Origin of the sequence: Microbacterium sp. SY138 (assembly GCF_039729145.1) — a bacterium.
Classification (GTDB): Bacteria; Actinomycetota; Actinomycetes; order Actinomycetales; family Microbacteriaceae; genus Microbacterium; species Microbacterium maritypicum_A.
The window spans coordinates 3862348-3887922 of record NZ_CP155793.1; the positions used below are offsets into that span (position 1 = coordinate 3862348).

Annotated in this window: 28 protein-coding genes; 15 read left to right on the plus strand and 13 right to left on the minus strand. The window is 68.6% G+C overall.

The annotated features are described in order from the left end of the window. Positions 1-74: 74 nt before the first annotated feature. The 4 genes from ABDC25_RS18655 to ABDC25_RS18670 all read right to left on the minus strand — a co-directional run bounded on the left by ABDC25_RS18655 (position 75) and on the right by ABDC25_RS18670 (position 2461). Positions 75-689 (minus strand): GNAT family protein, encoded by a 615-nt coding sequence (locus ABDC25_RS18655; RefSeq protein ID WP_347124116.1) that lies wholly within the window; start codon positions 687-689, stop codon positions 75-77. Further along, positions 686-1327, minus strand: coding sequence for a hypothetical protein (locus ABDC25_RS18660; protein WP_347124118.1), 642 nt, complete (start codon positions 1325-1327; stop codon positions 686-688). The genes ABDC25_RS18655 and ABDC25_RS18660 overlap by 4 nt, the downstream gene beginning before the upstream one ends. Next, positions 1324-1698: a hypothetical protein gene (locus tag ABDC25_RS18665; protein ID WP_347124120.1), complete on the minus strand. Its 375-nt coding sequence runs from the start codon at positions 1696-1698 to the stop codon at positions 1324-1326. Before ABDC25_RS18665 ends, ABDC25_RS18660 begins: the two co-directional genes overlap by 4 nt. 85 nt (positions 1699-1783) lie before the next feature. Further along, the gene (locus ABDC25_RS18670) at positions 1784-2461 is read right to left on the minus strand and encodes a Pr6Pr family membrane protein (RefSeq protein ID WP_347124122.1); all 678 of its coding nucleotides are present in this window, start codon (positions 2459-2461) and stop codon (positions 1784-1786) included. 80 nt (positions 2462-2541) lie between these two features. Between ABDC25_RS18670 and ABDC25_RS18675 the strand changes: the two genes are divergently transcribed. Then, entirely contained in the window at positions 2542-3510 is a 969-nt protein-coding gene (locus tag ABDC25_RS18675) for a hypothetical protein (RefSeq protein ID WP_347124124.1), read from the plus strand. Continuing rightward, positions 3507-4607 carry a hypothetical protein gene (locus tag ABDC25_RS18680; RefSeq protein ID WP_021201436.1) on the plus strand — a complete coding sequence of 367 codons (1101 nt, stop codon included), beginning with the start codon at positions 3507-3509 and terminating at the stop codon, positions 4605-4607. Before ABDC25_RS18675 ends, ABDC25_RS18680 begins: the two co-directional genes overlap by 4 nt. 341 nt (positions 4608-4948) lie before the next feature. Here ABDC25_RS18680 and ABDC25_RS18685 read toward each other — a convergent pair whose 3' ends face one another. After that, on the minus strand, positions 4949-5578 hold the full coding sequence (locus ABDC25_RS18685; protein WP_021201435.1) for a TetR/AcrR family transcriptional regulator: 630 nt from the start codon (positions 5576-5578) through the stop codon (positions 4949-4951). 76 nt (positions 5579-5654) lie between these two features. Between ABDC25_RS18685 and ABDC25_RS18690 the strand changes: the two genes are divergently transcribed. After that, positions 5655-6035 carry a DUF1761 domain-containing protein gene (locus ABDC25_RS18690; protein WP_021201434.1) on the plus strand — a complete coding sequence of 127 codons (381 nt, stop codon included), beginning with the start codon at positions 5655-5657 and terminating at the stop codon, positions 6033-6035. Positions 6036-6051: 16 nt separating this feature from the next. After that, entirely contained in the window at positions 6052-6333 is a 282-nt protein-coding gene (locus tag ABDC25_RS18695; protein WP_021201433.1) for a DUF1905 domain-containing protein, read from the plus strand. Between the two features lie 9 nt (positions 6334-6342). On the opposite strand, the gene ABDC25_RS18700 is transcribed toward ABDC25_RS18695, so the two are convergent. After that, entirely contained in the window at positions 6343-7089 is a 747-nt protein-coding gene (locus ABDC25_RS18700; RefSeq protein ID WP_029260791.1) for a 3-hydroxybutyrate dehydrogenase, read from the minus strand. Positions 7090-7107: 18 nt separating this feature from the next. After that, positions 7108-8469, minus strand: coding sequence for an MFS transporter (locus ABDC25_RS18705; protein WP_036271975.1), 1362 nt, complete (start codon positions 8467-8469; stop codon positions 7108-7110). Positions 8470-8575: 106 nt separating this feature from the next. Between ABDC25_RS18705 and ABDC25_RS18710 the strand changes: the two genes are divergently transcribed. The 7 genes from ABDC25_RS18710 to ABDC25_RS18740 all read left to right on the plus strand — a co-directional run bounded on the left by ABDC25_RS18710 (position 8576) and on the right by ABDC25_RS18740 (position 15197). After that, positions 8576-9487 (plus strand): LysR family transcriptional regulator, encoded by a 912-nt coding sequence (locus tag ABDC25_RS18710; RefSeq protein WP_021201429.1) that lies wholly within the window; start codon positions 8576-8578, stop codon positions 9485-9487. Positions 9488-9558: 71 nt separating this feature from the next. Further along, a complete protein-coding gene (locus ABDC25_RS18715; RefSeq protein ID WP_021201428.1) occupies positions 9559-10254 on the plus strand; it encodes a DUF1684 domain-containing protein in 696 nt (231 codons plus the stop codon). Between the two features lie 28 nt (positions 10255-10282). Continuing rightward, positions 10283-11779, plus strand: a complete 1497-nt coding sequence (locus ABDC25_RS18720) for an ABC transporter substrate-binding protein (RefSeq protein WP_347124129.1) — start codon at positions 10283-10285, stop codon at positions 11777-11779. A gap of 52 nt (positions 11780-11831) precedes the next feature. Continuing rightward, positions 11832-12794 carry an ABC transporter permease gene (locus ABDC25_RS18725; RefSeq protein WP_347124131.1) on the plus strand — a complete coding sequence of 321 codons (963 nt, stop codon included), beginning with the start codon at positions 11832-11834 and terminating at the stop codon, positions 12792-12794. After that, positions 12791-13651 (plus strand): ABC transporter permease, encoded by an 861-nt coding sequence (locus tag ABDC25_RS18730; RefSeq protein ID WP_347124133.1) that lies wholly within the window; start codon positions 12791-12793, stop codon positions 13649-13651. The genes ABDC25_RS18725 and ABDC25_RS18730 overlap by 4 nt, the downstream gene beginning before the upstream one ends. After that, positions 13648-14445, plus strand: a complete 798-nt coding sequence (locus tag ABDC25_RS18735; RefSeq protein WP_347124135.1) for an ABC transporter ATP-binding protein — start codon at positions 13648-13650, stop codon at positions 14443-14445. Before ABDC25_RS18730 ends, ABDC25_RS18735 begins: the two co-directional genes overlap by 4 nt. After that, a complete protein-coding gene (locus tag ABDC25_RS18740; RefSeq protein WP_021201423.1) occupies positions 14442-15197 on the plus strand; it encodes an ATP-binding cassette domain-containing protein in 756 nt (251 codons plus the stop codon). Before ABDC25_RS18735 ends, ABDC25_RS18740 begins: the two co-directional genes overlap by 4 nt. 13 nt (positions 15198-15210) lie before the next feature. Here ABDC25_RS18740 and ABDC25_RS18745 read toward each other — a convergent pair whose 3' ends face one another. The 5 genes from ABDC25_RS18745 to ABDC25_RS18765 form a co-directional block, all read right to left on the minus strand. Continuing rightward, entirely contained in the window at positions 15211-15675 is a 465-nt protein-coding gene (locus ABDC25_RS18745; protein ID WP_021201422.1) for an HIT domain-containing protein, read from the minus strand. A gap of 35 nt (positions 15676-15710) precedes the next feature. Continuing rightward, a complete protein-coding gene (locus ABDC25_RS18750) occupies positions 15711-16112 on the minus strand; it encodes a DUF779 domain-containing protein (protein ID WP_021201421.1) in 402 nt (133 codons plus the stop codon). Positions 16113-16179: 67 nt separating this feature from the next. After that, positions 16180-17730, minus strand: coding sequence for an aldehyde dehydrogenase family protein (locus ABDC25_RS18755; protein WP_021201420.1), 1551 nt, complete (start codon positions 17728-17730; stop codon positions 16180-16182). Between the two features lie 109 nt (positions 17731-17839). Continuing rightward, the gene (locus tag ABDC25_RS18760) at positions 17840-19168 is read right to left on the minus strand and encodes a GAF domain-containing protein (RefSeq protein ID WP_021201419.1); all 1329 of its coding nucleotides are present in this window, start codon (positions 19166-19168) and stop codon (positions 17840-17842) included. 76 nt (positions 19169-19244) lie between these two features. Beyond that, positions 19245-19811 carry a TetR/AcrR family transcriptional regulator gene (locus ABDC25_RS18765; protein WP_021201418.1) on the minus strand — a complete coding sequence of 189 codons (567 nt, stop codon included), beginning with the start codon at positions 19809-19811 and terminating at the stop codon, positions 19245-19247. Between the two features lie 70 nt (positions 19812-19881). Here ABDC25_RS18765 and ABDC25_RS18770 point away from each other — a divergent pair, with 70 nt between their 5' ends. Genes ABDC25_RS18770 through ABDC25_RS18780 form a run of 3 tightly spaced genes read left to right on the plus strand, consistent with a single transcriptional unit; the run spans position 19882 to position 21225 of the window. Further along, the gene (locus tag ABDC25_RS18770; RefSeq protein WP_021201417.1) at positions 19882-20451 is read left to right on the plus strand and encodes a dihydrofolate reductase family protein; all 570 of its coding nucleotides are present in this window, start codon (positions 19882-19884) and stop codon (positions 20449-20451) included. Positions 20452-20498: 47 nt separating this feature from the next. After that, a complete protein-coding gene (locus ABDC25_RS18775; protein ID WP_347124140.1) occupies positions 20499-20846 on the plus strand; it encodes a hypothetical protein in 348 nt (115 codons plus the stop codon). Continuing rightward, positions 20833-21225, plus strand: a complete 393-nt coding sequence (locus tag ABDC25_RS18780) for a PIN domain-containing protein (RefSeq protein ID WP_347124142.1) — start codon at positions 20833-20835, stop codon at positions 21223-21225. Before ABDC25_RS18775 ends, ABDC25_RS18780 begins: the two co-directional genes overlap by 14 nt. 6 nt (positions 21226-21231) lie before the next feature. On the opposite strand, the gene ABDC25_RS18785 is transcribed toward ABDC25_RS18780, so the two are convergent. After that, complete coding sequence (locus ABDC25_RS18785; protein ID WP_021201414.1) at positions 21232-22659, minus strand: CCA tRNA nucleotidyltransferase; 1428 nt, start codon at positions 22657-22659, stop codon at positions 21232-21234. A gap of 283 nt (positions 22660-22942) precedes the next feature. Here ABDC25_RS18785 and ABDC25_RS18790 point away from each other — a divergent pair, with 283 nt between their 5' ends. Then, positions 22943-25489: a metallophosphoesterase family protein gene (locus ABDC25_RS18790; RefSeq protein ID WP_347124144.1), complete on the plus strand. Its 2547-nt coding sequence runs from the start codon at positions 22943-22945 to the stop codon at positions 25487-25489. The last annotated feature ends 86 nt before the right edge of the window (positions 25490-25575 follow it).

A 25575-nucleotide genomic window follows, 5' to 3' on the forward strand; every position in this document is an offset into this window, starting at 1 on the left:
GGGAGGGCTTCGGGGCGGCGTGCGATCAGTGATCGCACGCCGCCCCGGTCATCTCCGCCCACTATCTCCGACCGCTATCTCCGCCCGTGGCGTCCGCGCCATTCGTCGCCGAGGAGGGCGTAGACGAGCAGGGTCGTCCACTCGTCCTTGAACCACTCGCTCTCCACGAACCGCGCCTCGCGTCGGAAGCCGAGCCTGTCGGCGACCCGCGCGGATGACGTGTTGCGCTCATCGAGCCGCGCGACGATGCGATGCAGGCCCAGGCCGTCGAAACCGAGGGCGAGGAGCGCATCGACCGCCTCGGTCGCGTAGCCCCGGCCTGTGGCCCGCGGGTCGAAGATGTATCCGACCTCGCCGGATCGGTCGTTCTCGCTGCGCCAGAACAGCACCACGTCGCCGACCAGGGCTCCGGACGCACGCTCCTCGACGGCGAGGGAGACAGCGTCGCCCTCCTTCGTGAACCGCGTGTTCGACCAGGTGGTGGCGATGCGCCGTTCGACGTCGGCCAGCTCCAGCGGTGGATACGGCACGTATCGCACGGCATCCGGATCCGACTTGTACACGTGCATCGCGACGGCATCGGCGGTGGCGATCGGGCGCAGGAGCAGCCGCTCCGTGCGGATCGGGTACTCGGGGGCGAACCTCGCCGGCTCCTGCACCGGCACCGACCCCTGCTCCGGCGCCGTCACTCGAGATCCAGGGAGAGCAGGCCGGGCAGATGCGCCGTCCTGGCACGTACCGCCAGGAGGAGATCGCCGTAGTCCGGCGTGATGCCCACGAGCGAGGAAGCGAGCAGGTGCGTCGTGGCCTTGCCGCCGGCGCGTTCGAGGCGGAGGCGCTTGACCGGGTACGCGGGCGGAGTCAGCCAGATGCGGGTGAGCTGCGAGTAGGGGGTGTCGACGCCGTCGATGCGGATGCCCTGACCGTCGACGGAGACGTGGGCGGGAATCGACCGCACCAGGCGTCGTCGCTGCACGGCCCCGATCCCGAACCCGATGGCGGCGAGCGCCGCGAACGGGGCGAGCAGGATGAGGGCCGAGAGCTCGCTCTCGACGAAACCGGGCACCGCCACGAGCAGCCCGACAGCGATAGCGATGACGAGCAGCCCGACAGCGGCGATGGTGATCCGCGTCGCCAGGCGCCGCTCGCCCCCGCCGTCGATCGCGAACTGCGTCGGCAGCTGGGCCCCGGCGCGCGCGGCGGCGACGGGATCGTCGAACACCGGCTGCGCGATCGGATTGAGCGTCGCCATCAGCTCGTTGAACATCGGCCTCGAATAGCCGGGGAGCTCGATCGTGATCTCCCGGTCGCCGCTGTGAACGATCAACGCACGCGTGGTGCCGCTGGGGAGTCCGTCGTGCGGTGCTCGGTGATCTTCGCGCGGAAGGCGGTCGTCGCCCGTGCGAACGTCTCACGACTGCCCGCCTTGCCGATCTCGACCTCCTGGGGACGCACCACGATCCGGATGTTGCGGAACCAGAAGAAGCCGGCGAACACGGCGATGGTCAGCGCGATCGCGACCACGAGCACCACGACGCCGCGGGTCGAGATCTTCATGGTGGCGGGCAGGAACCTCGGGAGAAGGAAGAGCGTCGCCGCAGAGAGCACCACCGAGAGCATGATCGCCCCGACGGCCGAGCGGAGCGGGTGCCTGCGGAAGACCCTCTCGCCGGACACCGCTTCGGCCTGATTCAGCATTCGGACTCTCCCCCACCACCATCGGCTCGCGTGACGCGGTTCCTACCGTAGTGCCCGGCCCGGGACAGCACAGCACCGGGTCGGATCAGGTGCGGTCGATGCGACGACCGGCGCTCCACACGCCGCGGAATCGGCTGGCGGACCAGACCAGGACTCCGGCGAGCAGAACGGCGGCGAGCAGGACGACGATGTGGAGCAGCAGCGACAGCGGGCCCCGCTCCGGGAGCAGGAAACCGTACGGAACCCACCCGTCCGTCACGCCACGCAGGAGCACCACGATCAGCCACATCACGGGGTACGGCAACAGCAACCACAGCAGGCGCCACGGCAGGCGCGGGTGATCGCCGACCAGCAGCCAGTCGAGCACGACGACCACGGGGAAGACGACGTGCAGGACGACGCTCACCCAGGGCGGCGCCGAGCCGGTGCCCGGGACGAGCACGTTGTAGATCACGCCGACGATGATCAGGTACGCGGTCACGAGGCCGCGCAGCAGGGTGAGCCAGGACGGAGACCGTCGGCCGCTCACACCGAGGAATCCGGTGCTGATCAGGACGCCCGCCGCGATCAGACTGGTCTGATTCGTGAAGTACCCGAAGTAGTCGAGCGGATTCACGTCTCCGACGGCGATGCGCAGGGCATAGGCGTACACGAGGATCCCGACGACCGCGATGCCGATCAGAATGCGGGCGAGCTCCCACGCGAGAGCGGGCCGCGGCGCGGCTGAGGACCGCGGTGCGACGGTCCCTCTCCCGGTCTCCACGCCGTCAGCCTAGAGCCGCTCTCTGCACGCCCGGTGTCCGCCGACACTGCGCGCCGCGATGTGCCGGGTAGCGTGGGGGCATGGAGTGGATGTCCGATCCCTCGGCGGGAGCGTGGCTGCGCGAGCGGCTCGACGCAGACTACGAGACCATGCACGGGGTGGTGCCCCGTGGTTTCCCTGCGTACGCACGCATCTTCCATCCGGCGATCGCCCGGTCGCTGCCCGGCCGGACGATCCCGACGGCTGACGAGCTGGTGCGCATGCCAGAGCCCGAGCAGCGCGCGCTCATGGCCGAGTTCGTCGACGAGCCCGTCTCCTGGGCGCAGACCGCCGCGGCGTTCGGCACGGTCCTGCATCCGCTCGCGCAATGGCAGCGGATCGTGCGCACCCCGCCCGACGGCGACTGGCGCACGCGGATCGCCCCGGACGGTCGCGAGTTCACCGCCCCGATGGAGGGTGAGCTCGATCCGACCCTTCTGGCGACCATCGCCGCTCACCTCGTGGACCACACGCGGACTCCGGATTCCGGTTTCGCCGCACTCTGGGAGGGGCGAGGGGGGCTGCTGGGCTTCTTCGGTGTCACGCCTTCCCGCTCCTTCCTGACCTTCACCGACGATCCGAACCATCAGGCGATGCTCGAGCGCAGCGCGCACGACCCGTTCAACAACGTCTTCCGTCGGCCCACCTGGCAAGAGGGCATCCTCTCGCGGGAGATCTCGGAGGGGCCTCGGCTCGATCTGCCGGGGCGCGACCACGTGCTGTTCTCCGCTCCGCCGCGCGCATTCGCCGACCCGGAGTGGGTGCTGCACGTGCCGTGGCGCGATGTCCCCGCCGAGGAGCACGGATTCCCGCCGTCGGCCCAGAGCCCGAGCATCCTCTGGGCCGAGGATCGTGCCTGGGTGATGGTGAGCGAGGTCGACTACGACTCGACGATCGTGGCCGGCTCGTCTGCCCTGATCGAGGCGCTCTGCGCGGACGAGCAGCTGGAGGCGCTCCCTCTTCCGGAGGGGGCCGCCCTCACGTGGGACGCCGATGCGGTGAACCGGTGACCTCCCCGCAGCCGCCCTTCGACGCGCGCCCGCTCACCGATGCGGTGGATCCCGCTGCGGTGCGCGCCTTCGCCGCCGAACTCCGTTCGCGACCGACGGGCGGCGTGACGGCGTCCACGGTGATCGGCATCGTCGCGGCAGCGATCTTCGCGGTCGTGATGCTCCCGCTCCTCGTCGGCGTCACCCTGAGTCTGGCGTCCTTCGGCGACTCGCCCGCCGCCGCGGCGATCCCCCTCGTGCTGATCGTGCTCCTCCTCGCCGCGGTGGGAGTGATGATCTGGTTGGGCGTGCGCAACGCGCAGGCCCGGCGATATCGACTGCACAGCTTCGCCCAGGCGAACGGAATGACCTACGAGCCGAAGGTCGCCGACCCACCCCTGCCCGGCATGATCTTCCATCTCGGCCGCGCACGGCAGTCCACCGATCTGATCCGCGGCACCCGCCCGCGCTTCGTCGAGTTCGGCAACTACCAGTACACGGTGCAGTCGGGAAAGAACTCCACGACCTACCGGTGGGGATACGTGGCCGTGAAGCTCGACGTGCCGCTGCCGAACATCGTGCTCGACGCCACGGGCAACAACGGCTTCGGCTCGAACCTGCCGGCATCGTTCCAGCGAAGCCAGCGCCTGTCCCTCGAGGGCGACTTCGATCGGCACTTCACGCTCTACTGCCCTGAGGGGTACGAACGCGATGCCCTCTATCTCTTCACGCCGGACATCATGGCGAGGTTCATCGACAACGCCGCCGAGCTCGACGTGGAGATCGTCGACGACTGGCTGTTCCTCTACACGCAACGGAAGGTCTCGACCCTCGATCCCGCCACCTGGGCCTGGCTCTTCGGCACCGTCGGAGCCCTGCTGACGAAGTTCGATCAATGGACGCGGTGGCGCGATGAGCGGCTCGTGGCCGAGACCGGATCGCTCGCCTCGGCGCCGGCGCCGACTCGCTCATTGCCGTTCGCTCCCCCGGCCGGGCTGCTCACCCCGCCTCCCGGCGTCGCGCCGCAGGGCCGACGGCTCAAGCGCGGCGGCACCTGGGTGCCGGTCGTCATCGTGATCGCGGTCATCGGCTTCTGGATCGTCAGCCGACTGTACTGAACCCATTCCACGGAGCCGACCGAACGGAGGCCGACGGAACCGAGCCGACGGAACAGAGGCCGACGGAACAGAGGCCGACGGAACCGAGCCGACGGAACGAGCCGGGCTGAGCCGACGGGCGGAGAGAGGCGGAGGGCCGAGTGTGGGGGTGGGTGCCGGCTGGGGACCGAGCTCCCACCCCATCCCCCCTCGGGATCGAAAAGAGATCCACTCTCCCTCCGCATGACGGCTGAGCCGCCCCGCCCACGGTCAGCTGGGTACTGACGCTGCTGGGCGTATGGCCAAATGGTATACCGGGCGAGGTTGCAACCCGTTGCATCCATTCGGGCGAATGCGCTTGCTTACCCGCGGTCCTCGCGAGGGAGGTAGCCCGCCAAGAACAGATCGACGGCTCTGGCCACCGGTGGCTCACCTGTCTCCACACCCAAGAGGCCGGCGTTCAAAGGTGCGCCCACGACCAGCCAAGTGAACTCGCTCGCGAGTGCGTCGGCGTCGTCGACGGTCAGACCGTGCGCGTCGGAGAGATCGATCATCGCGTCTGCGAGATTGCGTATATTCGCGTCCCAGCTCTGCGCCAGGTAGTCCCTCGCGACCTCCGGATGCGCGGCCGCCTCGGCGATGACCAGTCGACGCATCGCCACCACCGGCGCGCTCAGCATCCCGGCCCGCATCGTCTCGCCGAGTGCGACGAGCCCCTCCCTCAGGTCGGGATGCGCCCTCACCGCTTCGAGAGCCGGTCTCATGGCATCACGGCCGGCGAGCGCCCAATGCCGGACGACGGCGGCATACAGCGCCGACTTCGACGCATGCTCCCGATAGAGGGACGCCTTCGAGATGCGGGCGCGCTTGGCGACCTCGTCCATCGATGCCCCCGCGTATCCGAACTCGAGGAAGACATCACGGGCGGTATCGAGCAGCGCTTCGCCCGTGCGACCGGCCGGACGTCCAGGCGTTCGAGTCATCGCGGTCATGTCGTTCAGTTTAGTACTTGACAGTTTCCCCTGTCGGGCATACTTTGAGTACCAACAAGTACTAAAGGAGGCCGACATGATCGTTCCGGCAATCGTCCTCGCCACGGTGGCATCGTTCATCGCGAGCGCTCTGCTCTACGCCGTGCCCCCGGTCTCCGCGCTCATCTCTCGGACGAGCACTCCTCGACCCGGCCTCCCCGCCGCCGCACAGATGGCATCGGTGGTCCTGCGCAGCCTCATCGTCTCCTGCCTCGTGGCCGGGCTGATGATCGCAGCCGGCTGGCACGGCGCCGGTTCCGGGTCGCTCCTCGGACTGGCGCTGTGCACACTCCCTCTCGTCCTGCTCATGGGCGGCGTCGTGCACGAGAACACCGCGCTGCCGGCAGCGGGCGTGCACCTGCTCGACTGGATCCTCAAGCTCGTCATCATCGGAGCGATCGTCGGATCGTTCGTCTGACCGAAAGGAGAGGCACATGAGCAGCCCCCTCGACATCACATTCACGGCCACCCTCGGAAAGGTTCGCGAAGGCGACACCTGGACCTGCGTGCAGCTGGACGACTCCGCGACCATCTTCGGCACACGAGGACTCGTCAAGGTCGCGGGCACCATCGACGGCGAGCCCTTCCGCGGCGCCTTCATGGCGCTCGGCGACGGCACCCACAAGCTCCCGGTCGCCGCCCCCATCCGCACGCGCATCGGAAAGGGCGACGGCGACGAGGTGACCGTGCATCTCACCGAGCGCCTCAACGGCTGAAGCACGCCCTCAGCGGGCCGACCAGCCGCCGTCGATCGTGTAGCTGGCCCCGGTGACCATCCCCGCGGAGTCACCGGCGAGCCACAGCGCGAGCGAGGCGACCTCGCTCGGCTCGACGAGCCTCTTGATGGCGGACTCGGTGAGCATCACGGTCGCGAGGACCTCTTCCTCGGGGATCCCGTGCACGCGGGCCTGATCGGCGATCTGCTTCTCGACGAGGGGCGTGCGCACGTAGCCCGGGTCGATGCAGTTGCTCGTCACACCTCGGGGCCCGCCCTCCAGCGCCGTCACCTTCGACAGCCCCTCCAAGCCGTGCTTCGCTGCGACGTACGCCGCTTTGTAGGCGGAGGCGCGCAAGCCGTGCACGCTCGACACGTTGATCACCCGTCCGAAGCCCCGGTCGTACATTCCGGGGAGGGCGGCCCGGATGAGCAGGAACGGCGCCTCGAGCATGAGCCGCAGGATGAAGGAGAACCGCTCCGGCGCGAAGTCCTCGATCGGGCTCACGTGCTGCACTCCCGCATTGTTGACGAGGATGTCGACGTCGATGCGGGCATCGGCCAGCGCCCCGAGGTCGGAGAGGTCAACGTGCCACGCCTCTCCGCCGATCTCCGCCGCGAGCGCCTCCGCGGACGCACGGTCGACATCGGCGACCGTGACCCGGGCGCCCGCCGAAGCGAGCTCACGGGCGCAGGCCGCCCCGATCCCGCTCGCCCCACCCGTGACGAGCGCCCTGCGTCCGTGCAGATCGGTCATGTCGTACTCCTTCGCATGTCAGGCCGCGGCCGCACGGGCGGCATCGGCGTCATCGATGGCCTGCAGCGAGATGCCCTTCGTCTCGCGCAACGACACCACGGCGATGGCGGTCACGACGCAGGCGATGACGATGTAGATCGCGATCGGCAACCAGGATCCGAAGTCGCGCAGCCACTGGATCGCGAGGATCGGGGCGAGCGAGCCGGCGAGGATCGCGGTGACCTGGGAGCCGAGGGAGACGCCCGAGTACCGCATCCGCGTGGGGAACAGTTCCGCCATCACCGCCGGCTGCGGGGCGTACATGAAGGCGTGGAAGCAGAGCCCGATGGTCACGGCCAGCACGATGAGGACCGGGTTGAGGGTGTCGAACATCGGGAAGGCGAAGAACGCCCAGGTCGCGCTGAGGATCGCGCCGGTGAGGTAGACGGGCTTACGCCCCCACCGGTCGGCGAGACGCCCCAGCTGCGGGATGATCGCGAAGTGCACGACGTGCGCGATGAGCAACGCGAGCAGCAACTGACTCGTGTCGTATTCGTGCACCGTCTTCAGGTAGACGATCGTGAAGCTGACGACGATGTAGTAGACGATGTTCTCGGCGAAGCGGATGCCCATCGCCTGCAGGATGCCCTTCGGATAGCGGCGCAGCACCTCGACGACACCGTACGACGTGGCCTTCTCCGCCTCGACCTGCGCCTTGGCCTCGAGGAAGATCGGCGCCTCTTCGACGTGACGGCGGATGTAGAAGCCGACCAGCACGATCACCGCCGACAACCAGAAGGCGATGCGCCAGCCCCATTCGAGGAAGGCGGCCGAGCTCATCACCCATGAGCTCACGAGCAGCACGAGGGTGGCGAGCAGGTTGCCCACGGGCACGGCGGCCTGCGGCCAGCTCGACCAGAACGAACGCGAGCGGTCGGGGCTCTGCTCGGCGACCAGCAGCACGGCGCCGCCCCACTCCCCGCCCACGGCGAAGCCCTGGAGGAAGCGCAGCGCCACCAGCAGGGCGGGCGCCCAGTAGCCGATGCTCTGGAACCCGGGGAGGCACCCCATCAGGAACGTCGCTGCGCCGACGATGATGATCGTCGCCTGCAGGGTGGGCTTGCGGCCGAACCGGTCGCCGATCTGCCCGAAGACGATGCCGCCGAGCGGACGCGCGATGAATCCGATCGCGTAGGTGACGAAGGCCGCGATGATCCCGTCGAGGGGAGAACCGGTTGCGGGGAAGAAGTAGGTGCCGAACACCAGGCTGGCCGCGGTGGCGTAGAGGAAGAACTCGTACCACTCCACGACCGTGCCGGCCATGGAGGCCGCGACGACCCGCTTCAGCTTCGAGTTCGGGGCGGAGGGGGCGGTGGGGGCCGCGCTCACTGAGGATGTCATGTCTGTCTCCTTCGGGTGTCGCCGGTGACACCCGCGTCCCAGTGTCGAGCACGGCGGTCTCTGCAACAACGCCCAGTGCTGCACATCGACTGTGCATAATTGCAGAATGGATGCTGTCAAGCGGCCTCGCGCCGACGACCTTCTCGTGCTCCTCGCGGTCGCGCGCACCGGACGTTACACGAGTGCCGCCGCGCATCTGGGACTCGATCACACGACTGTCGCCCGCCGTATCGCCGCCCTCGAGGACGTGCTCGGCGGGCGCGTGGTCGCACAGTCGGCGACGGGGTGGGAGTTGACCGACCTCGGCCGGTCCGCCGCAGAGACGGGAGGCCGGATCGAAGCGGCGCTGTCGCAGCTCGACGGCGGCACCGAACCGCCGGATCCGATCTCCGGCGTCGTCCGCATGTCGGCGACAGACGGATTCAGCGCCTACATCGCGGCCCCCGCGGTCGCCGCGCTGCGCAGGGACCATCCGCGACTCACGGTCGAGATCGTCGCGGCGACCCGGCGCGCCGCCGAGCATCGCGCCGGTCTCGATCTCGAGGTCGTGGTGGGGGTGCCGCAGACGCGTCGTGCGCACGCCGTGAAGCTCGGCACCTACACGCTGGGAATGTACGCGTCCCGCGACTACCTCGATCGGGTCGGAACGCCGAGCACCGCTGCCGAGTTGGAGCAGCACCAGCTGGTGTACTTCGTCGATTCGATGCTGCAGGTCGATGCCCTCGACCTGCCTCGCCGACTCGTGCCGCGCATGCAGGACGGCCTGACCTCCACCAACGTCTTCGTGCATGTCGAGGCCACGCGAGCAGGCGCCGGCATCGGCCTCCTCCCCTGTTTCGCGGCAGACCGCCACCACGACCTCGTGCGGCTGCTGCCCTCGGTGTTCGCCGAGAAGCTCCCCTACTACCTGGTCGCTCGTCCCGAGTCGCTGCGCCTGCCCGCCGTCTCCGCTCTGGCCGCAGCTCTGCGCGCGCAGACGCGCGCGTCGAGAACGATGCTCGACGGCGCGAGCGACTGAGCACCGCCCTGTGTGACCCCGGGTGACGAACCCGACCCCGCCCCCTTCTGCATGCAAGAGAATTGAAAGCGATGTCTGAACGAGAAGAACACACCCACTGGCAGACCGAGCGCCGCGCCGCCGTCACGTCGCCGACCGGCAACCTCGCCCTGGTCGAGACCCGCTGGACCGGTGAGCGCCCCGATGTCGAGGCAGAACAGCGCGCCGCGGCCGGCACAGTGACCGTGACGCCGATCGAGCGCACGAACATCGAGACGGGTCAGGCGGAGCACGGGCTGCGCGTCTGGGATGCCGACGCCCCCGCCATCCGCGCCTTCGACCGCATCGACACCTATGATTACGACCCGGCGTGGGTGCTCGAGGGACACTTCACCCCGGTCTCCGGTGATCGACGCGTGTCGTTCGAGCACATCCGCGACAACGGCGGCACCCGTGATCTGGTCGTCCCGGGCGACATCCGCCTCGAGCTCGACGGCCAGGAGTACACCCTCGCCGCGTTCGACGACGGCGGCACGCTGTTGCTCGTGTTCGGCGACGAGACGAACGGCTCGGAGACCTACGGATCCGGTCGCTTCCTGTTCGTGCAGCTGCGCGACGACGAGGGCTCCGTCGTCCTCGACTTCAACCGCGCCTTCGTGCCGCCGTGCGGATTCAGCGCCCAGTACAACTGCCCGCTGCCGCCGGCATCCAACCGCTTCCCCCTGCCTATCCGAGCAGGCGAGAAGAACGTCGTGTTCCGCGACGGCTTCGACATCTACGCGGCGTGACGCCGCACTCGCTCACCCTGGAGTACTCATGAGAAGAACCCGCATCCTCGGCGCGCTCGGCGCCGTCGCCACGCTCGCCCTCGTGGCCGGCTGCGCGTCGGGCACGAGCAACGACGCCACCGCGAGTGAAGACGCCACGATCCTCATCGGGTCGCTGTACGAGCCCACCAACCTCAGCAACACGCAGGGCGGCGGCCAGGGTGTGACCGAGGCGCTGACCGGCAACGTCTACGAGGGCCTGTACCGGCTCACGGACGACGGCGAGGTCGAACCGCTCCTCGCCGAAGACGCCCAGGTGTCCGACGACGGCCTGACCTACACGATCACGCTGCGCGACGACGTGACCTTCCACTCGGGCGACCCGCTCACCTCCGCCGACGTGAAGTCGAGCATCGAGGCCGTCACCGCCGAAGACTCCGTGTCCGCCCGCAAGTCGAGCTTCAAGACCATCGCCGACATCGCCACCCCCGATGACAAGACGGTCGTGTTCACGCTGTCGGAGCGCTCGATCTCGTTCCTGTACAACCTCAGCTACGTCTGGATCGTGAACGACGAGGCCGGCGACATCACGTCGTCCGAAGACGGCACCGGCCCGTACACGCTGGACGAGTGGAAGAAGGGCTCGACCCTCACCCTCCAGCGCTGGGACGACTACTGGGGCGAGCCTGCCAAGAACGGCGAGGTCGTCTACACGTACTTCACCGACGCGACGGCGGAGAACAACGCCCTCCTCACGGGTGAGATCGACGTCATCACCAGTGTGCAGAACCCCGACTCGCTCACGCAGTTCGACTCCGACGACTACGTCGTGAGCGAGGGCACCTCGACCACGAAGGAGCTGCTCGCCTTCAACGACCGCGTCGCCCCCTTCGACAACACGCTCGTGCGCAAGGCGGTCTACTCCGCGATCGACACGAAGAAGCTCCTCGAGTCGATCTGGGGCGACTACGGCACGCTGATCGGGTCGATGGTGCCGCCGACCGACCCCTGGTACGAGGACCTCACCTCCGTGAATCCCTACGACGTCGAGCTCTCGAAGGATCTGCTCGCGCAGGCCGGCTACGCCGACGGCTTCACGTTCACGCTCGACACCCCGAGCTACGACCCGCACCCCGCCGTGGCGGAGTTCCTGCAGTCGCAGCTCGCCGAGGTCGGCATCACGGTCGAGATCAACACGATCAGCGCCGACGAGTGGTACACGAAGGTGTTCAAGGAGCAGGACTTCGAGGCCACTCTGCAGGAGCACGTGAACGACCGCGACGTGGTCTGGTACGGCAACCCCGACTTCTACTGGGGCTACAACGACACCGACGTGCAGCAGTGGGTCGCCCAGGCCGAGCAGGCCGCAACGACCGACGAGCAGACGGCCCTGCTGAAGCAGGTCAACGAGAAGATCGCCGCGGATGCCGCGAGCGTATGGTTGTACCTGTACCCGCAGATCGTGGTCGCCTCCAGCGATCTCAGCGGGTACCCGGTCAACGGCCTGAACTCGCAGTTCTTCGCCTACGACATCGTCAAGTCCTGACGTTCGTGGGGGATGCCGCGCGTCGGCATCCCCCACGTCATCCTGAGAAGCCATGCTCGCCTACCTCCTGCGCCGCCTCGCGTTCCTCGCGGTATCGCTCGTCGTCGCGATGGTCGCGATCTTCGTTCTGCTGCGCCTGCTTCCCGGCGACCCGGCCAACGCCCTGCTCTCGGTGAACGCCACCCCGGAGCAGATCGATGCCGCGCGCGCTCAGGTCGGCTCCGACCAGCCGCTGCTGCAGCAGTTCACGACGTGGGCGAGCCAGGTGCTCCGCTTCGATCTGGGTGAATCGTTCCTGAGCTCGCGCCCCGTCGGGCCCGACATCGCCGACCGTCTCGCCGTGACGCTCCCGCTCACCCTCATCGCCTTCACGATCGCGCTGCTCGTCTCCCTCGTCATCGGCATCACCGCCGCCGTGAAATCCGACCGCTGGTACGGCATCGCCCTCTCGGGCTTCGCGCAGCTCGGTGTCGCGGTCCCCGTGTTCTGGGTCGGCGTGGTGCTCGTCTGGGTGTTCGCGCTCGGCCTCGGTGCTCTGCCGTCCGGCGGATTCCCCCGCAAGGACTGGGAAGATCCGACGGATGCACTGCGCTCGCTCGCGCTGCCCATCCTCACCATCGTGATCGTCATGAGCGCCTCCCTGAGCCGATACGTGCGCTCGGCGACGCTCGACGTGCTCGGCAGCGACTATCTGCGCACCGCCCGCGCCGGTGGTTCCGGCATGGGTGAGGCTCTGCTCCGGCATGGGGTGCGCAACGGCGCGGTGCCCGTCGTCGCGGTGCTCGGCATCGAACTGTCGACGACGCTTCTCGGCGCGGTGGTCGTCGAGAGCGTCTTCACGCTTCCGGGACTCGGCAGCGTGCTGCTGTCGGCCATCGAACAGCATGACTTCCAGGTCATCCAGGGCGTCCTCGTCGTCAGCACCCTGTTCGTGCTGCTGGTCGGGTTCGCCGCCGACATCGTGCAGCGCCTGATCGACCCGCGCCTGCGCACGAGCGTCTCGGGGAACCGATGAGCCGCGTCGCCGAACAGCTGATCACCGCGTCCGTGCCCGTGCGCCGGCGGCCGAAGGCGACCCTGCTGATCGGGATCGTCCTCACCGGCATCATCGTGCTGATCGCCCTGGTCTCCCTGTTCTGGCTCCCCTACCCGCTGGCCGACACCAGCGGCGGCCGTCTCGAGGGGCCCAGCACCCTGCACCTGCTCGGCACCGACCGACTCGGACGCGACCTGTTCTCGCAGCTGATGTGGGGCGCACGTATCGCCCTCATCGTCGGCACCTGCGCCGTCGCGATCGCGGCGATCCTCGGCACCGTCGTCGGGCTTCTCGCCGCATTCGCGCGCCCCTGGGTCGACGACACCCTCTCCGCCGGACTGGATGTCGTGATCGCGTTCCCCGTCCTCCTGCTCGCGATGCTGGTCGTCGCCGTACAGGGAGCGTCGCTGTGGTCGGCGGTGCTCGCGATCGGACTCGCGATGTCGGCGGTCGTCGCCTGTCTCACGCGCATCCTCGCGCGTCGCGTGCTGCAGGAGCAGTACATCACCGCCGCGCGCACGAGCGGCACCGGTGTGCTCGGAATCGTGTTCCAGCATGTGCTGCCGAACATCGCACCCACGCTCGCCGTGAGCCTGGCGCTGCAGTTCGGCGCAGCCGTGCTGGCCGAGGCGAGCCTGTCGTACCTCGGGTTGGGGGCACCGCCGCCCAACGCCTCCTGGGGGCGGATGCTGCAGGAGGCGCAGGGCACCGTGCTCACCGCCCCCGTCGGCGCCATCGCTCCCGGTGTCGCGATCATCGCGCTCGTGCTCGGCGTGAACTTCCTCGCCGACGGTCTGCGTGACCTGGCTGACCCGACCCGCAGGAGGAGCCGATGAGCATCCTCGACGTCTCCGGCCTCACCGTCCGCTCCGGCGCGGGCACCCTCGTGCGCGATGTCGCCTTCTCCCTCGCGCCCGGTGAGCGCCTGGGCCTGATCGGTGAGTCCGGCTCGGGCAAATCGCTGACGTCCCTGGCCGTGACCGGGCTGCTACCGGATGCCCTCAGCGCGTCGGGCTCGGTGCTGCTCGACGGCCACCAGGTGATCGACGCCCGCGACGCCGATCTGCGCCCCCTGCGCGGACCCGTCGCGCAGATCGTGTTCCAGGAGCCCCTCACCGCGCTCGATCCGCTGATGAAGGTCGGTCGCCAGATCGCCGAACCGCTGCGTCGCCACCTCGGGCTGCGCGGGGCAGAGCTGAAGAGCGCCGTCGCCGCGGCCCTCGACGAGGTCTCCCTGTCCGACGCCCGCATCGCACGCGCCTACCCGCATGAGCTCTCGGGTGGCCAGCGTCAGCGGGTGGCGATCGCCGTCGCCCTCGCGGCTCGCCCGCAACTGCTCATCGCCGACGAACCGACGACTGCACTGGACGTGACCGTGCAGGACGGGGTGCTCGCGCTGATGGAACGCCTGGTCGACGAACGAGGCATGGCGCTGCTGTTCATCAGCCACGATCTGGCCGTCGTCTCGCGCATGGTCGATCGCATCGTCGTGCTGCGCGACGGACTCGTGGTCGAAGCAGGCACGGTCGCGCAGGTGCTGCAGGAGCCCGCCGAGCCGTACACGAGGATGCTGGTCGACAGCGCCCGTGCACTCGACGCCTTCCTCGACGCCGGGGAGGTCGGCGCATGAGCCTGCTCGAACTGCGTGGTGCCGGCTTCGCCTACGGGTCCCGCCGCGTGCTCGACGACGTGTCGCTGCGCATCGACGAAGGCGACTCCCTCGGCCTGGTCGGCGAATCGGGTGCGGGCAAGTCGACGATCCTGCGACTGCTGCTCGGACTCGCCGCCCCGCGCGATGGACAGGTGCTGTTCGAGGATGCCCCGCTCGCACTGCGCGACCGGGCGCAGATGCGTCGCTTCCGCGCGAGCGTGCAGCCGGTGTTCCAGGACCCGTACTCGTCTCTCGACCCGCGCCAACGCATCGACCGGATCATCGGCGAACCGCTCCGTTCGCTGGGTCTGGCATCCGGCGCCGATGCACAACGCCGCATCGCCGAGGCGCTCGACTCCGTCGGACTTCCCGCCGATACCGCGCGCCGCTATCCGCACGAGTTCTCCGGTGGGCAGCGCCAGCGCATCGCGATCGCGCGCGCCGTGGTCTCACGCCCCCGGGTGCTGCTCGCCGACGAACCCGTCAGCGCCCTCGACGTGACGACGCGCGTGCAGGTGCTCGAGCTGCTCGACCGGCTGCGCCGCGAGAACGGCCTGTCGCTCGTGATGGTGTCGCACGACCTGACCGCGATCGCCTCGGCCTGTGATCGCACGCTCGTGCTGCAGAACGGCCGCGTGGTCGAGCAGGGGGCCACCCCGGCCGTGCTGCACAAACCGCAGGACCCGTACACGCGGGCTCTGGTCGATGCCGTGCCGCGGCTGCCGCGCTGAGCACCGGGCGGGGTCAGGCGAAGTCCCGCCACGTCTCGCGAAGAGCGGCGACGGAACCATCCAATTCGGACGCCGACAGGTACACAGGCCCCTCCGCGATATCCACATTCCGAAGCGGGTCATCGTCTCGATGCTGCGGGAACACATGGCAGTGCAGGTGCGGTGCGCGATGCCCCATCACGAGGTAGTCGATCTTTCGGGGCGTGAACGCCGCGCCGACCGCCTTCCCCGCGCGCTGCACGTCGTGCCAGAAAGCATTGAGCTGGAGCGCATCGAGCCGATCGAGGTCGGTGACGTGTTCACGAAGAATCACCACGGAATAACCGGCGTGAGCTTGATTTCGCACGAGACGAAAGTACGTGGCCTCGGTGGAACCCACCAGGATGCTGTGTTCGTTCTCCTCCAGGTGAGCGTCGCCGCACATGCCACACCGCGCGGGATCGATGAGCTCCGACCACTGCTCGTCCGTCCACCACATCGGCTCATCGTAACCAGAAGCCTCCGTCGCGCCGTTCACACCGCTCGCGTCGACAAGCCGAAGTACTCCAGCTCCGCATCGTTCAGCATCCGGGACCGGATCAGGAATCGCATCCCGGTCGGGCCTTCGACCGAGAAACCCGCACCGCGCCCCGGCACCACGTCGATGGTCAGGTGCGTGTACTTCCAGTACTCGAACTGCGACTCCGACATGAACACCTCCACCGTCTGCGGCAGCCCGACGTCGAGGGCACCGAGCAGCACGTCGCCCGGCCCCGTGATGAACATCCCGATCGGATAGCACATGGGTGAAGAGCCGTCGCAGCAGCCGCCGGACTGGTGGAACATGAGCGGCCCGTGCTGTGCGGTCAGCTCACGCACGAGTGCGGCCGCCGCCTCCGTCACGTCCACGCGCTGATAGGTGCCGATGCTGACCATGACTGCCGCCTTCCGGGGAGGGAGCCGGGCGGACGCTGAGGGAGCAGCGCCCGCCCGGGGATCGAGCTCAGAAGAAGCCCATCGGCCCTTCCGCGTACGAGACGAGGAGGTTCTTCGTCTGCTGGTAGTGGTCGAGCATCATCTTGTGGTTCTCGCGCCCGACGCCCGACTGCTTGTACCCGCCGAACGCCGCATGCGCCGGGTACTGGTGATACGTGTTCGTCCAGACGCGTCCGGCCTCGATCGCCCGCCCTGCACGATAAGCCGTGTCCCCGCTGCGGCTCCACACACCGGCACCCAGTCCGTAGAGGGTGTCGTTCGCGATCGAGATCGCGTCGTCGAAGCCGTCGAACGAGGTGACCGACAGCACGGGCCCGAAGATCTCCTCCTGGAAGATGCGCATGTCATTGGTGCCCTCGAACACGGTCGGCGCGACGTAGAAGCCCTCGCTCAGATCGCCGCCGAGATCGACCCGCTCGCCACCGGTGAGCAGTCGCGCACCGCCCTGCTTGCCGATGTCGATGTAGCTGAGGATCTTCTCGAGCTGATCGTTCGACGACTGCGCGCCGATCATCGTCGCCGGATCCAACGGATTGCCCTGCACGACCTTCGCGACCCGTTCCAGCCCGTCGGCGAGGAAGCCGTCGTAGATCGACCGCTGGATGAGTGCGCGCGAGGGGCAGGTGCAGACCTCGCCCTGATTCAGCGCGAACATCGTGAAGCCCTCGAGCGCCTTGTCGTAGAACGGATCGCTGGTCGAACGCGCGACGTCTTCGAAGAACACGTTGGGGCTCTTGCCTCCGAGTTCCAGCGTCACCGGGATCAGGTTCTGCGAGGCGTACTGCATGATGAGGCGACCGGTCGTGGTCTCGCCCGTGAAGGCGACCTTGCGGATGCGCTTGTGCTGCGCGAGCGGAGCGCCCGCCTCGATACCGAACCCGTTCACGATGTTCACGACGCCGGCCGGCAGCAGGTCGCCGATGATCTCGAACAGGAACAACAGGGATGCCGGTGTCTGCTCGGCGGGCTTGATCACGACGCAGTTGCCCGCGGCGAGCGCGGGCGCCAGCTTCCAGACCGCCATCAGGATCGGGAAATTCCAGGGGATGATCTGCCCGACCACACCCAGCGGTTCATGGAAGTGGTACGCGACGGTGTTCTCGTCGAGCTGGCTGATGCCGCCTTCCTGCGCCCGCAGGACGCCGGCGAAGTAGCGGAAGTGGTCGACGGCGAGCGGGATGTCGGCGGCGAGGGTCTCGCGCACCGGCTTGCCGTTCTCCCAGGTCTCGGCGACCGCGATCTCCTCGAGGTGCTGTTCGATCCGGTCGGCGATCTTGTTGAGGATCACGGATCGCTCGGCAGGACTGGTCTTGCCCCAGGTCGCGAACGCCTGCCACGCGACCTCGACGGCCCGGTCGATGTCTTCGCTCGTGCCGCGACCGACCTCGGTGAAGACCTTGCCGTTCACGGGGCTGACGTTCTCGAAATACTGGCCCTTCACGGGCTCGACGAACTCGCCGCCGATGTAGTGGCCGTAGCGCGGCCGGTAGTTCGCGAGGGCGCCCGGCTGGCCCGGGGCCGCGTAGGCGAGGGACACGTCTTCTTCGACGATGCTCATGGGGTCTCCTTCGACGGGGCCGCGCGTCGGTGCAGCGGCTCTTCTCCGAAGGTAGGTCGCCCGGGGTTGCGCCCCGATGCGCAACGTTGCGCCCGGTTGCAGGCCGCGGTCAGGCCTCGAGGCGCTCGATCCTCGCGACGAGCCCTGCGCGCTTCGGCGACCGGGCGGGGAGCATCTCCAGCGCGAGACGGAGTGCCTCGGCATCTCCCTGCCCCTCGGGGATCTCTGCGTAGGAGAGCAGCACGTCGAGACTCGCCTCGGACAGCATCGCTTCGCGGAGCGCTCCCCTCACCGACTCCCGGAACTCCTCGACGCCGGGCGAGGTCGATTCGGGGAGCACCGGACCCCGATAGGCGGTGAGCGCCACCCGGTGCGCGCCGCGATCGAGCAGTGACAGCACGTCATGTGCGTCGGTATCGAGGGCGACGGGAAGGCGGTACGGGCGCGACTCGGGCACCAGATCGGGGGCCGTGCGCTCGAGCACCTTGCGCAGGCGAACCATCTCCGGGCGGAGCGTGTCGGGCGAGACGCCCGGGCCGTAGACGAGCTCGCAGAGGCGCTCGGCCGAGAGACCCTGGCGGTGCACGGCCAGCATCAGCAGGATCGCCGCGTGGCGTGCGCTGAGCTCGATCATGGACTCGTCGTGTGCGGACTCGGTCTCCAGGCGGGCTCGATCCCGGCCGAGCACATGCAGCGTCGCGCGCGCGGTCGCCGGCATGCGTCCCTTCGTCACGCTGGTTCGCGGCCGGGACTCCTCGCTCCGTCGGCGCAGACGAGCCACCATCAACTCCGACTCGACCGCGCGGGCCGTCGCATCGACCAGCAGTCGCGCCTGCAGCGAGACCACCTCGGGGCCTCCGGTGATGTCGATGACTCCGAGCACACGCTGCGTCTCGGGGTCGCGGACGGGTGCAGCCGTGCATGACCACGGATGCACGAGGCGGTTGTAGTGCTCCGCGCCGCGGATCTGCACCGACTGGCCGAGGGCGAGCGCGGTTCCGGGGGCGCTCGTGCCGACGGCATCCTCCGACCAGTTCGCACCGGCGACGAAGCCCATGCCGTCGGTGAGCGAGCGCAGCTGATCATCCCCCTCGATCCAGAGCAGGCGTCCGGCCTGGTCGCCGACGGCGATGATCACTCCGGTGTCCTCCGCCTCGCCGGGCAGCAGCAGCGCACGGATCATGTCCATCACCGAGGCGAGAGGGTGGGCGAGGCGGTAGGCCTCGAGCTCGTCGCTGACCAGTTCGAGCGGAGGAGCGCCTTCGGGTCCGACCCGACCGCGCCACGACCTCTCCCACGACTCGCGGACGAGGGGGCGCACCTCTTGCAGGCGCCGGTCGTCGAGATTGCCGGCGAGCAGCTCTTCGTGCGCACGCTCGATGAGCAGTCGCGATGTCGGGGGGAGGGACTCGCGGGATACCTGCCACGGCGCAGACACAGCGGTCTCCGATCGTCGAGAGCGTGCGTTGCCTCAGTGTACGAGCAGCGCGGCCCCGAGGGAACACCTCACCGCGTCAACGGAGGAGGCCGGCGACGAGGTCGTCGATCACCTCGTCCGTCGAGGTGTCCGGATCGATCGGAGTGGTGAGCCGGTCGAGCAGCAGTCCGTCGATCGCGTAGTGGAAAAGCGCGATCTCGCGCCGTCCGCCCGGGAGCCCTGCCGAGGTGTTGAAGGCGATGTCGCCGTCGAAGCCGGCACGTTGCCAGGCGCCCAGCACGGCGGCGACCTCGGGGCGTCGGCCGCCTTCGAGTCGCAGCTCGAACAGGGCGAGCGTCACGTCTCGATCCTCGGTCAGCCTTCGCACGATGTCGCGGATGTAGTCGGCGAACAGCGCGGGGCCGGGTGGCACGTTCGCGCGGCGCTCGAGATCCTCGGTCGTAGGAGCGAGTCGCTCTCCGATTCGCTCGACGAGTCCCTCGATCAGGGCGTTCCGACTGCGGAAGTAGTTCGATGTGGTGCCGGTCGGAACCCGCGCGGCGACGTCGACCGCGCGGTGCGTGAGACCTCTCGACCCTTCCCGTGCGAGCACCGTGAGTCCCGCATCCGCGATCGCCCGCCGCCGGGAGTCGTTCTTGACCATGGGAAGAAGACTAGCGCAATCACTACGCCTGTTGTACTGTAACCGCGACAAGTGTAGTGATTGGAGCATCATGCGAGAACTCGTGTACTACGCCGCCGTCACCCTCGACGGCTACATCGCCGGCCCGAACGGCGAGTTCGACGCGTTCCTCGTCGAGGGCGACCACATGGACGGCATCAATCGGCGCTTCGCCGACACCCTCCCGACCGCCGCGGCCGCAGCGCTCGGGATCGCACAGAACCTCGACGTCTTCGACACGGTGCTGATGGGGTGGAACACCTACGCCGTCGGCGGGGTCTCCAGCCCCTACCGTCACCTGCGACAGATCGTCTTCAGTCGTTCGAAGACGGCCGAGGGCGAGAGCCTCGTCGTCACGGCCGAGGATCCGATCGACGTCGTGCGGCGACTGAAACAGGAAGATGGCGCCGCCATCTGGCTTTGCGGCGGGGGCGCCCTGGCGGCGACACTCGCCGACGAGATCGACCGACTCGTCCTCAAACGACAGCCCTTGCTGTTCGGCTCGGGCATTCCCCTGTTCGGTGAGCGCCCGTATCGCCCCGAGAGGTTCGATGCCGTGCAGACGGTCGCCTACGAAAGCGGCGTGGTGTTCACCGAGCTGGAGCGTCGGCGCGAGGGGTGATGCGAGAGAGATCTTCCTGCTAGCATTCTGCTGTCAGGAGGCGGGATATGGCGACCGTGACCATCCGGAATCTCAGCGACGATGTCGTCGACGCGCTGAAGGAGCGTGCCCGACAGAACTCCCGCTCGATGGAGGCCGAGGTGCGCGACGTGCTCACGCGATTGGCGAAGAACAGCGCGAGCGGGCTCGAAGCCGACCTGGCGCAGCGGATGGCCCGTCCGCGCCGGTGGTCGGTCCCATCAAGCGAGATCATGGCGAGGGTGGATGCGAACCCGTCGACCCCGGAACATGACAGGATGCGTCGGGACTGGGCGGCGGAGCTGGAGGCGGACAGGCAGAATCCCTTCTTCCTCGAACCGCTCCGGGACCCGTGGGAGAGTCGTGATTCTTCTTGACACGAACGTGCTGATCCAGCTCGACAGCGTGCAGTTGCCCCCGGACGACGTGGCTCTGAGCGCCATCGTCTACGCCGAACTTCAGCTCGGAGTCGAGCGTGCGACGGATCCTGTTCTTCGCCGCAGCCGCCGCAACGAACTGATGCGCCTCTCCTCACTCCTCGAAGCCGACTGGCTCCCGTTCGATCGGGCAGCCGCGGAGGGATACGCCCGCCTTGCGTCGGAGGTGATCCTGACCCGTCCCGTACATGCCCGGAGCAAGGACCTCATGCTGGCCGGGCACGCCTACGCACTCGGCGCCGCCCTCCTTACCTTCAACCCGAAGGACTTCGAGCTCGTGTCCGGCGACGTCGAGATCATCGTCCCCGAACTGCGCTGAGACAGGTCAGCCGCGCGCGGCCCACCACTCCCGAAGCCGCTGCTCGGCGACATCGGGCCCGAGCACGCCCTCGTCCAGGCGCAGGTCGAGGAGGAACCGGTACGCCTCGCCGACCTCGCGTCCGGGGCTGATGCCGAGCACCTGCTGGATGCGGTTGCCGTCGAGCTCCGGACGGATCGCGTCGAGCTCCTCCTGCTCGCGGAGTGCGGCGATGCGCGACTCGATGTCGTCGTAGGCGCTCGCGAGACGACCGGCCTTGCGCTTGTTCCGCGTGGTCACGTCGGCGCGGGTGAGGATGTGCAGGCGCTCCAGCAGATCGCCGGCATCGCGCACGTAGCGACGCACGGCCGCATCCGTCCAGGCGCCCTCGGCGTAGCCGAAGAAGCGCAGGTGCAGCTCGATGAGCGTGGCGACGGCGTTCGTGGTCTCGGTGTCGAAGCGCAGCGCCTGCAGCCGCTTGCGCGCCATGCGCGCCCCGACCACATCGTGGTGGTGGAACGTGACCACTCCCCCGGCCTCGAGCTTGCGGGTGCGCGGCTTGCCGATGTCGTGCAGGAGTGCCGCGATGCGCAGCGGCACGTCGGGCGCGGCGCCGGGGTGCCGGGAGTGCTCGAGCTCGATCGCCTGGGCGAGCACGGTGAGCGAGTGCTCGTAGACGTCCTTGTGGTGGTGGTGCTCGTCGACCTCGAGGCGCAGCTCGGTGACCTCGGGCAGGAACTCGTCGATCAGCCCGGTGTCGACCAGCACGCGGATCCCGCGCACCGGGTCTTCGGTCTGCATGAGGCGCACGAGCTCGGACTGGATGCGCTCCGGACTCACGATCTTCAGCGTCTCGCGGAGCTCGGCGATCGCCTCGGCCGTGGCCTCTTCGACGCGGAAGCCGAGCTGGGCGCTGAAGCGCGCGGCGCGCAGCATGCGCAGGGGGTCGTCGCCGAACGAGATCCGGGGGTCCGCCGGGGTGCGCAGAACACCAGCGATCAGATCTTCCACCCCACCGGTCGGGTCGACGAGCTTGACCGACGGCACCTGCAGGGCCATGGAGTTGACGGTGAAGTCGCGGCGCACGAGGTCGCCGTCGATCGTGTCGCCGAACTCCACCGTGGGCTTGCGGGTCACACCGTCGTAGCTGTCGGCACGATACGTCGTGATCTCGACCTGTTCGCGCTGCACGCGCGCGCCGATCGTGCCGAACGCCCGGCCGATGTCCCACTGGGCGGTCGAGATCGGCGTGACGATGGTCAGGATCTCGTCGGGCGAGGCGTTGGTCGTGAAGTCGAGGTCATGGGTCACGCGTCCGAGCAGCGCATCGCGCACCGGACCACCGACGACGGCCAGATCGAAGCCGGCCTCCTCGAACGCCGTCGCGAGGGTGCGGACGACCGGATTCTCGGCGAGCGCACCGAGACGGGCGAGGCCGTCAGCCATATTGAGCATGGGTTCCAGCGTACCGGGGTGAGCCGTTCGTGCCGGGGCAGTCTGCTGCCCCTGCCTCTTCTCCGAGCCCTTCTGCGAAAACCCAGACCGTCCGCCCGCGCGCCGGCGCGCCACCCCTCGACACGCCGGTCCCCGCGACGTCGGTCTCCGTTTCGGCCGAAGGAGCGTCGGTCGCGGAGTTCACCCACCCTTCCCTTCGGGGTCAGACGCCGGTCATCCGTCTTCGATGGGGTGGAGGGGCCTCGTGCGGCTGAGCACGGAAACCCCACCTCGAAGGACTGACATGAGCTCCCCCACCCCTGCGGTGCGGTGGCGGCGTCGCGGACTGACGTCCGTCGCGCTCCTCGCCCTGCTCGGCGGCGCCGTCGTCGCCCCCGCGGCTCTCGCCGCACCCGACCCCGAGGTGCCGACGGGATCGCTGATCACCGGCGACACCTCCTGGCACTACCTCGACGACGGCTCCGACCCGTCTCCCGCACCGGCGGCGCTCCGTGACTGGACGCTGCCCGCCTATGACGACAGTGCATGGAAGACCGCTGCCGGCTCGTTCGGCGCGAAGGGCGGGAAGCTCGCACCGGTCGGTCCGCAGACGCCGAAGACCCTTCTGAACCACTACCTCGACGGCACGGCGGCCCCCACCGTCCCGACCTACTTCTTCCGCACGACCTTCGAGCTCGAAGCGGGCGTCGCCGAGCAGGTCGCGGCCCTCCAGAGCACTATCACGTACGACGACGCGATCATCGTCTGGATCAACGGCGAAGAGGTCGCCCGCTACGTCGACGGCCGCATCACCGACACCACCAACGTCGAGTACGCGGGAGACGGCAACGGCGACCCGCTCACCAGCACGTTCAGCGCCGAAGGCGACCTGCTGCACGACGGCACCAACACGATCGCCGTCTCGCTGTTCCAGGACCGGGAGACCAGCTCCGACATCTTCTTCGACATGTCGTCGCTGACCCTGGTCAAGGCATCCGCCCCCGGCACCCCGGTCGTCGCCCCGCCGACCCGCGTCATCCTCACCCCGACCGAGCAGCCTGCCGTCTCGCAGTCGTTCTCCTGGCTCGCCGGCGACTCCTCGCACACGGTCGGACAGGTCGAGATCGCGCCCTCGGCGGGCGGCGAGACCCGCACCGTCGACGCATATGACGCGGGTGTCGTGAACGGCAACCCGAACAAGCACTTCTCGGCCACCGTGACCGGCCTCACCGCCGCCACCGAGTACCGCTATCGCGTCGGCCTCCCGGGCAGCTGGAGCGACTGGTTCACCTTCCGCACCGCGGATCCGTCCGCGACCGACTTCCAGTTCATCTACTACGGCGACGCGCAGATCGGCCTGGACACCACGTGGCCGAGCGTCGTGAAGCAGGCGGAAGCCGCCGCGCCCCGGTCGATCGGCTCGGTGCACGCGGGTGACCTCATCAACACGTCGAGCAACGAGAACGAGTGGGTCAACTGGTTCAAGGGCATGAAGGACTCGGCCGTCCGCACCAACGTGATGGCCGCCCCTGGCAACCACGAATACTCGGGCGACAAGCTGCTCACGGCGTGGAAGGCCGCGTTCGAATACCCGCGCAACAACCCGTCGACGAGCTCGATCGGCGAGCTGGCCGACCTCGCCAAGGGCGACTCCGCCGTGGCGCAGCAGTACCGCGCGTTCTTCGACCACTGGAGCTCGTTCGCCGCCGAGACCGCGTACTACACCGACTACCAGGGCGTGCGTTTCATCACGCTGAACGCCACCCGCGACACGACCTTCCTCACCCCGGCCGGACTCCCGTCCTGCACGGGCACGGAGTGCCCGTCGTCCCAGATCGGCACGCTGTGGACCCGCTTCCAGGGCGCCTGGCTCGACCTGCTGCTGCAGAACAGCCCGTCGAAGTGGAACGTCGTCACGTTCCACCAGCCGGTGTTCTCGGCATCCGAGGGTCGCGACGAGCCGGTGTTGCGCGCCGAGTGGCTCCCGGTCTTCCAGCGCAACGACATCGACCTGGTGCTCATGGGCCACGACCACACCTACGCTCGCGGCTACGTGAACACCGATGCCACCGAGACCACCGGCCTCACCACCGGCCCGGTCTACGTCGTGTCGAACTCGGGCGCGAAGCACTACGACCTCGAGATCCCCGAGAAGAACGTCTGGACCAACAACGGCGCCACCCAGGTGCTGCGTGGCCAGGGTGTCACCACGTACCAGGTCATCGACGTGTCGAAGAATCAGCTGGTCTACCGTTCGTACCTCGCCGAGAAGCAGCCGGGCGCGACCACCGACCTCCCCGTCGGCGCCGTCTACGACACGTTCACCGTGACGAAGTCGAATGCCGGGGAGAAGTGGGTCACCGAGGCCGGCGTCACGCCTCCGGTCACGCCGGAGCCCGAAGTTCCGGCCAAGGTCGAGCTCGGCGCGGCATCCGTGAAGGCCGGCGGCACGGTCACGGTATCGGGCAGCGGCTTCGCGGAGGGCGCGCAGCTGCGACTCGAGCTGCGGTCCGACCCGGTGCAGCTGGGCACCGCCACCGCCGGTGCGGACGGATCCTTCCAGCGCACGGTCACGATCCCGGCGAACACCCCGGCCGGCGGGCACACGCTCGCGGTGATCCTGCCCGACGGCACCGAAGTCACCGCGGCCCTCACCGTCGCAGCGGCAGCCGGTGGCGGAGCGGTGGCACCGGGCAACGGCGGCTCGACAGGCGGCGACCTCGCCACCACAGGTGCCGACAGCGCGCCGTACATCGTCGCAGCCGTCGTGCTCCTCGCCGCCGGCCTCGGCCTGTTCGCGATGCGCCGTCGTCGCCGTCACGCCGCGGTGGAGACGACCGAGGCGGAGTAGTCCGCACGAGAGGGTGCCGTGCCGTCTTCGGACAGGCCGGCACCCTCTTTCCCTGCACAGATATCCCATCGATAACGATGCGGATT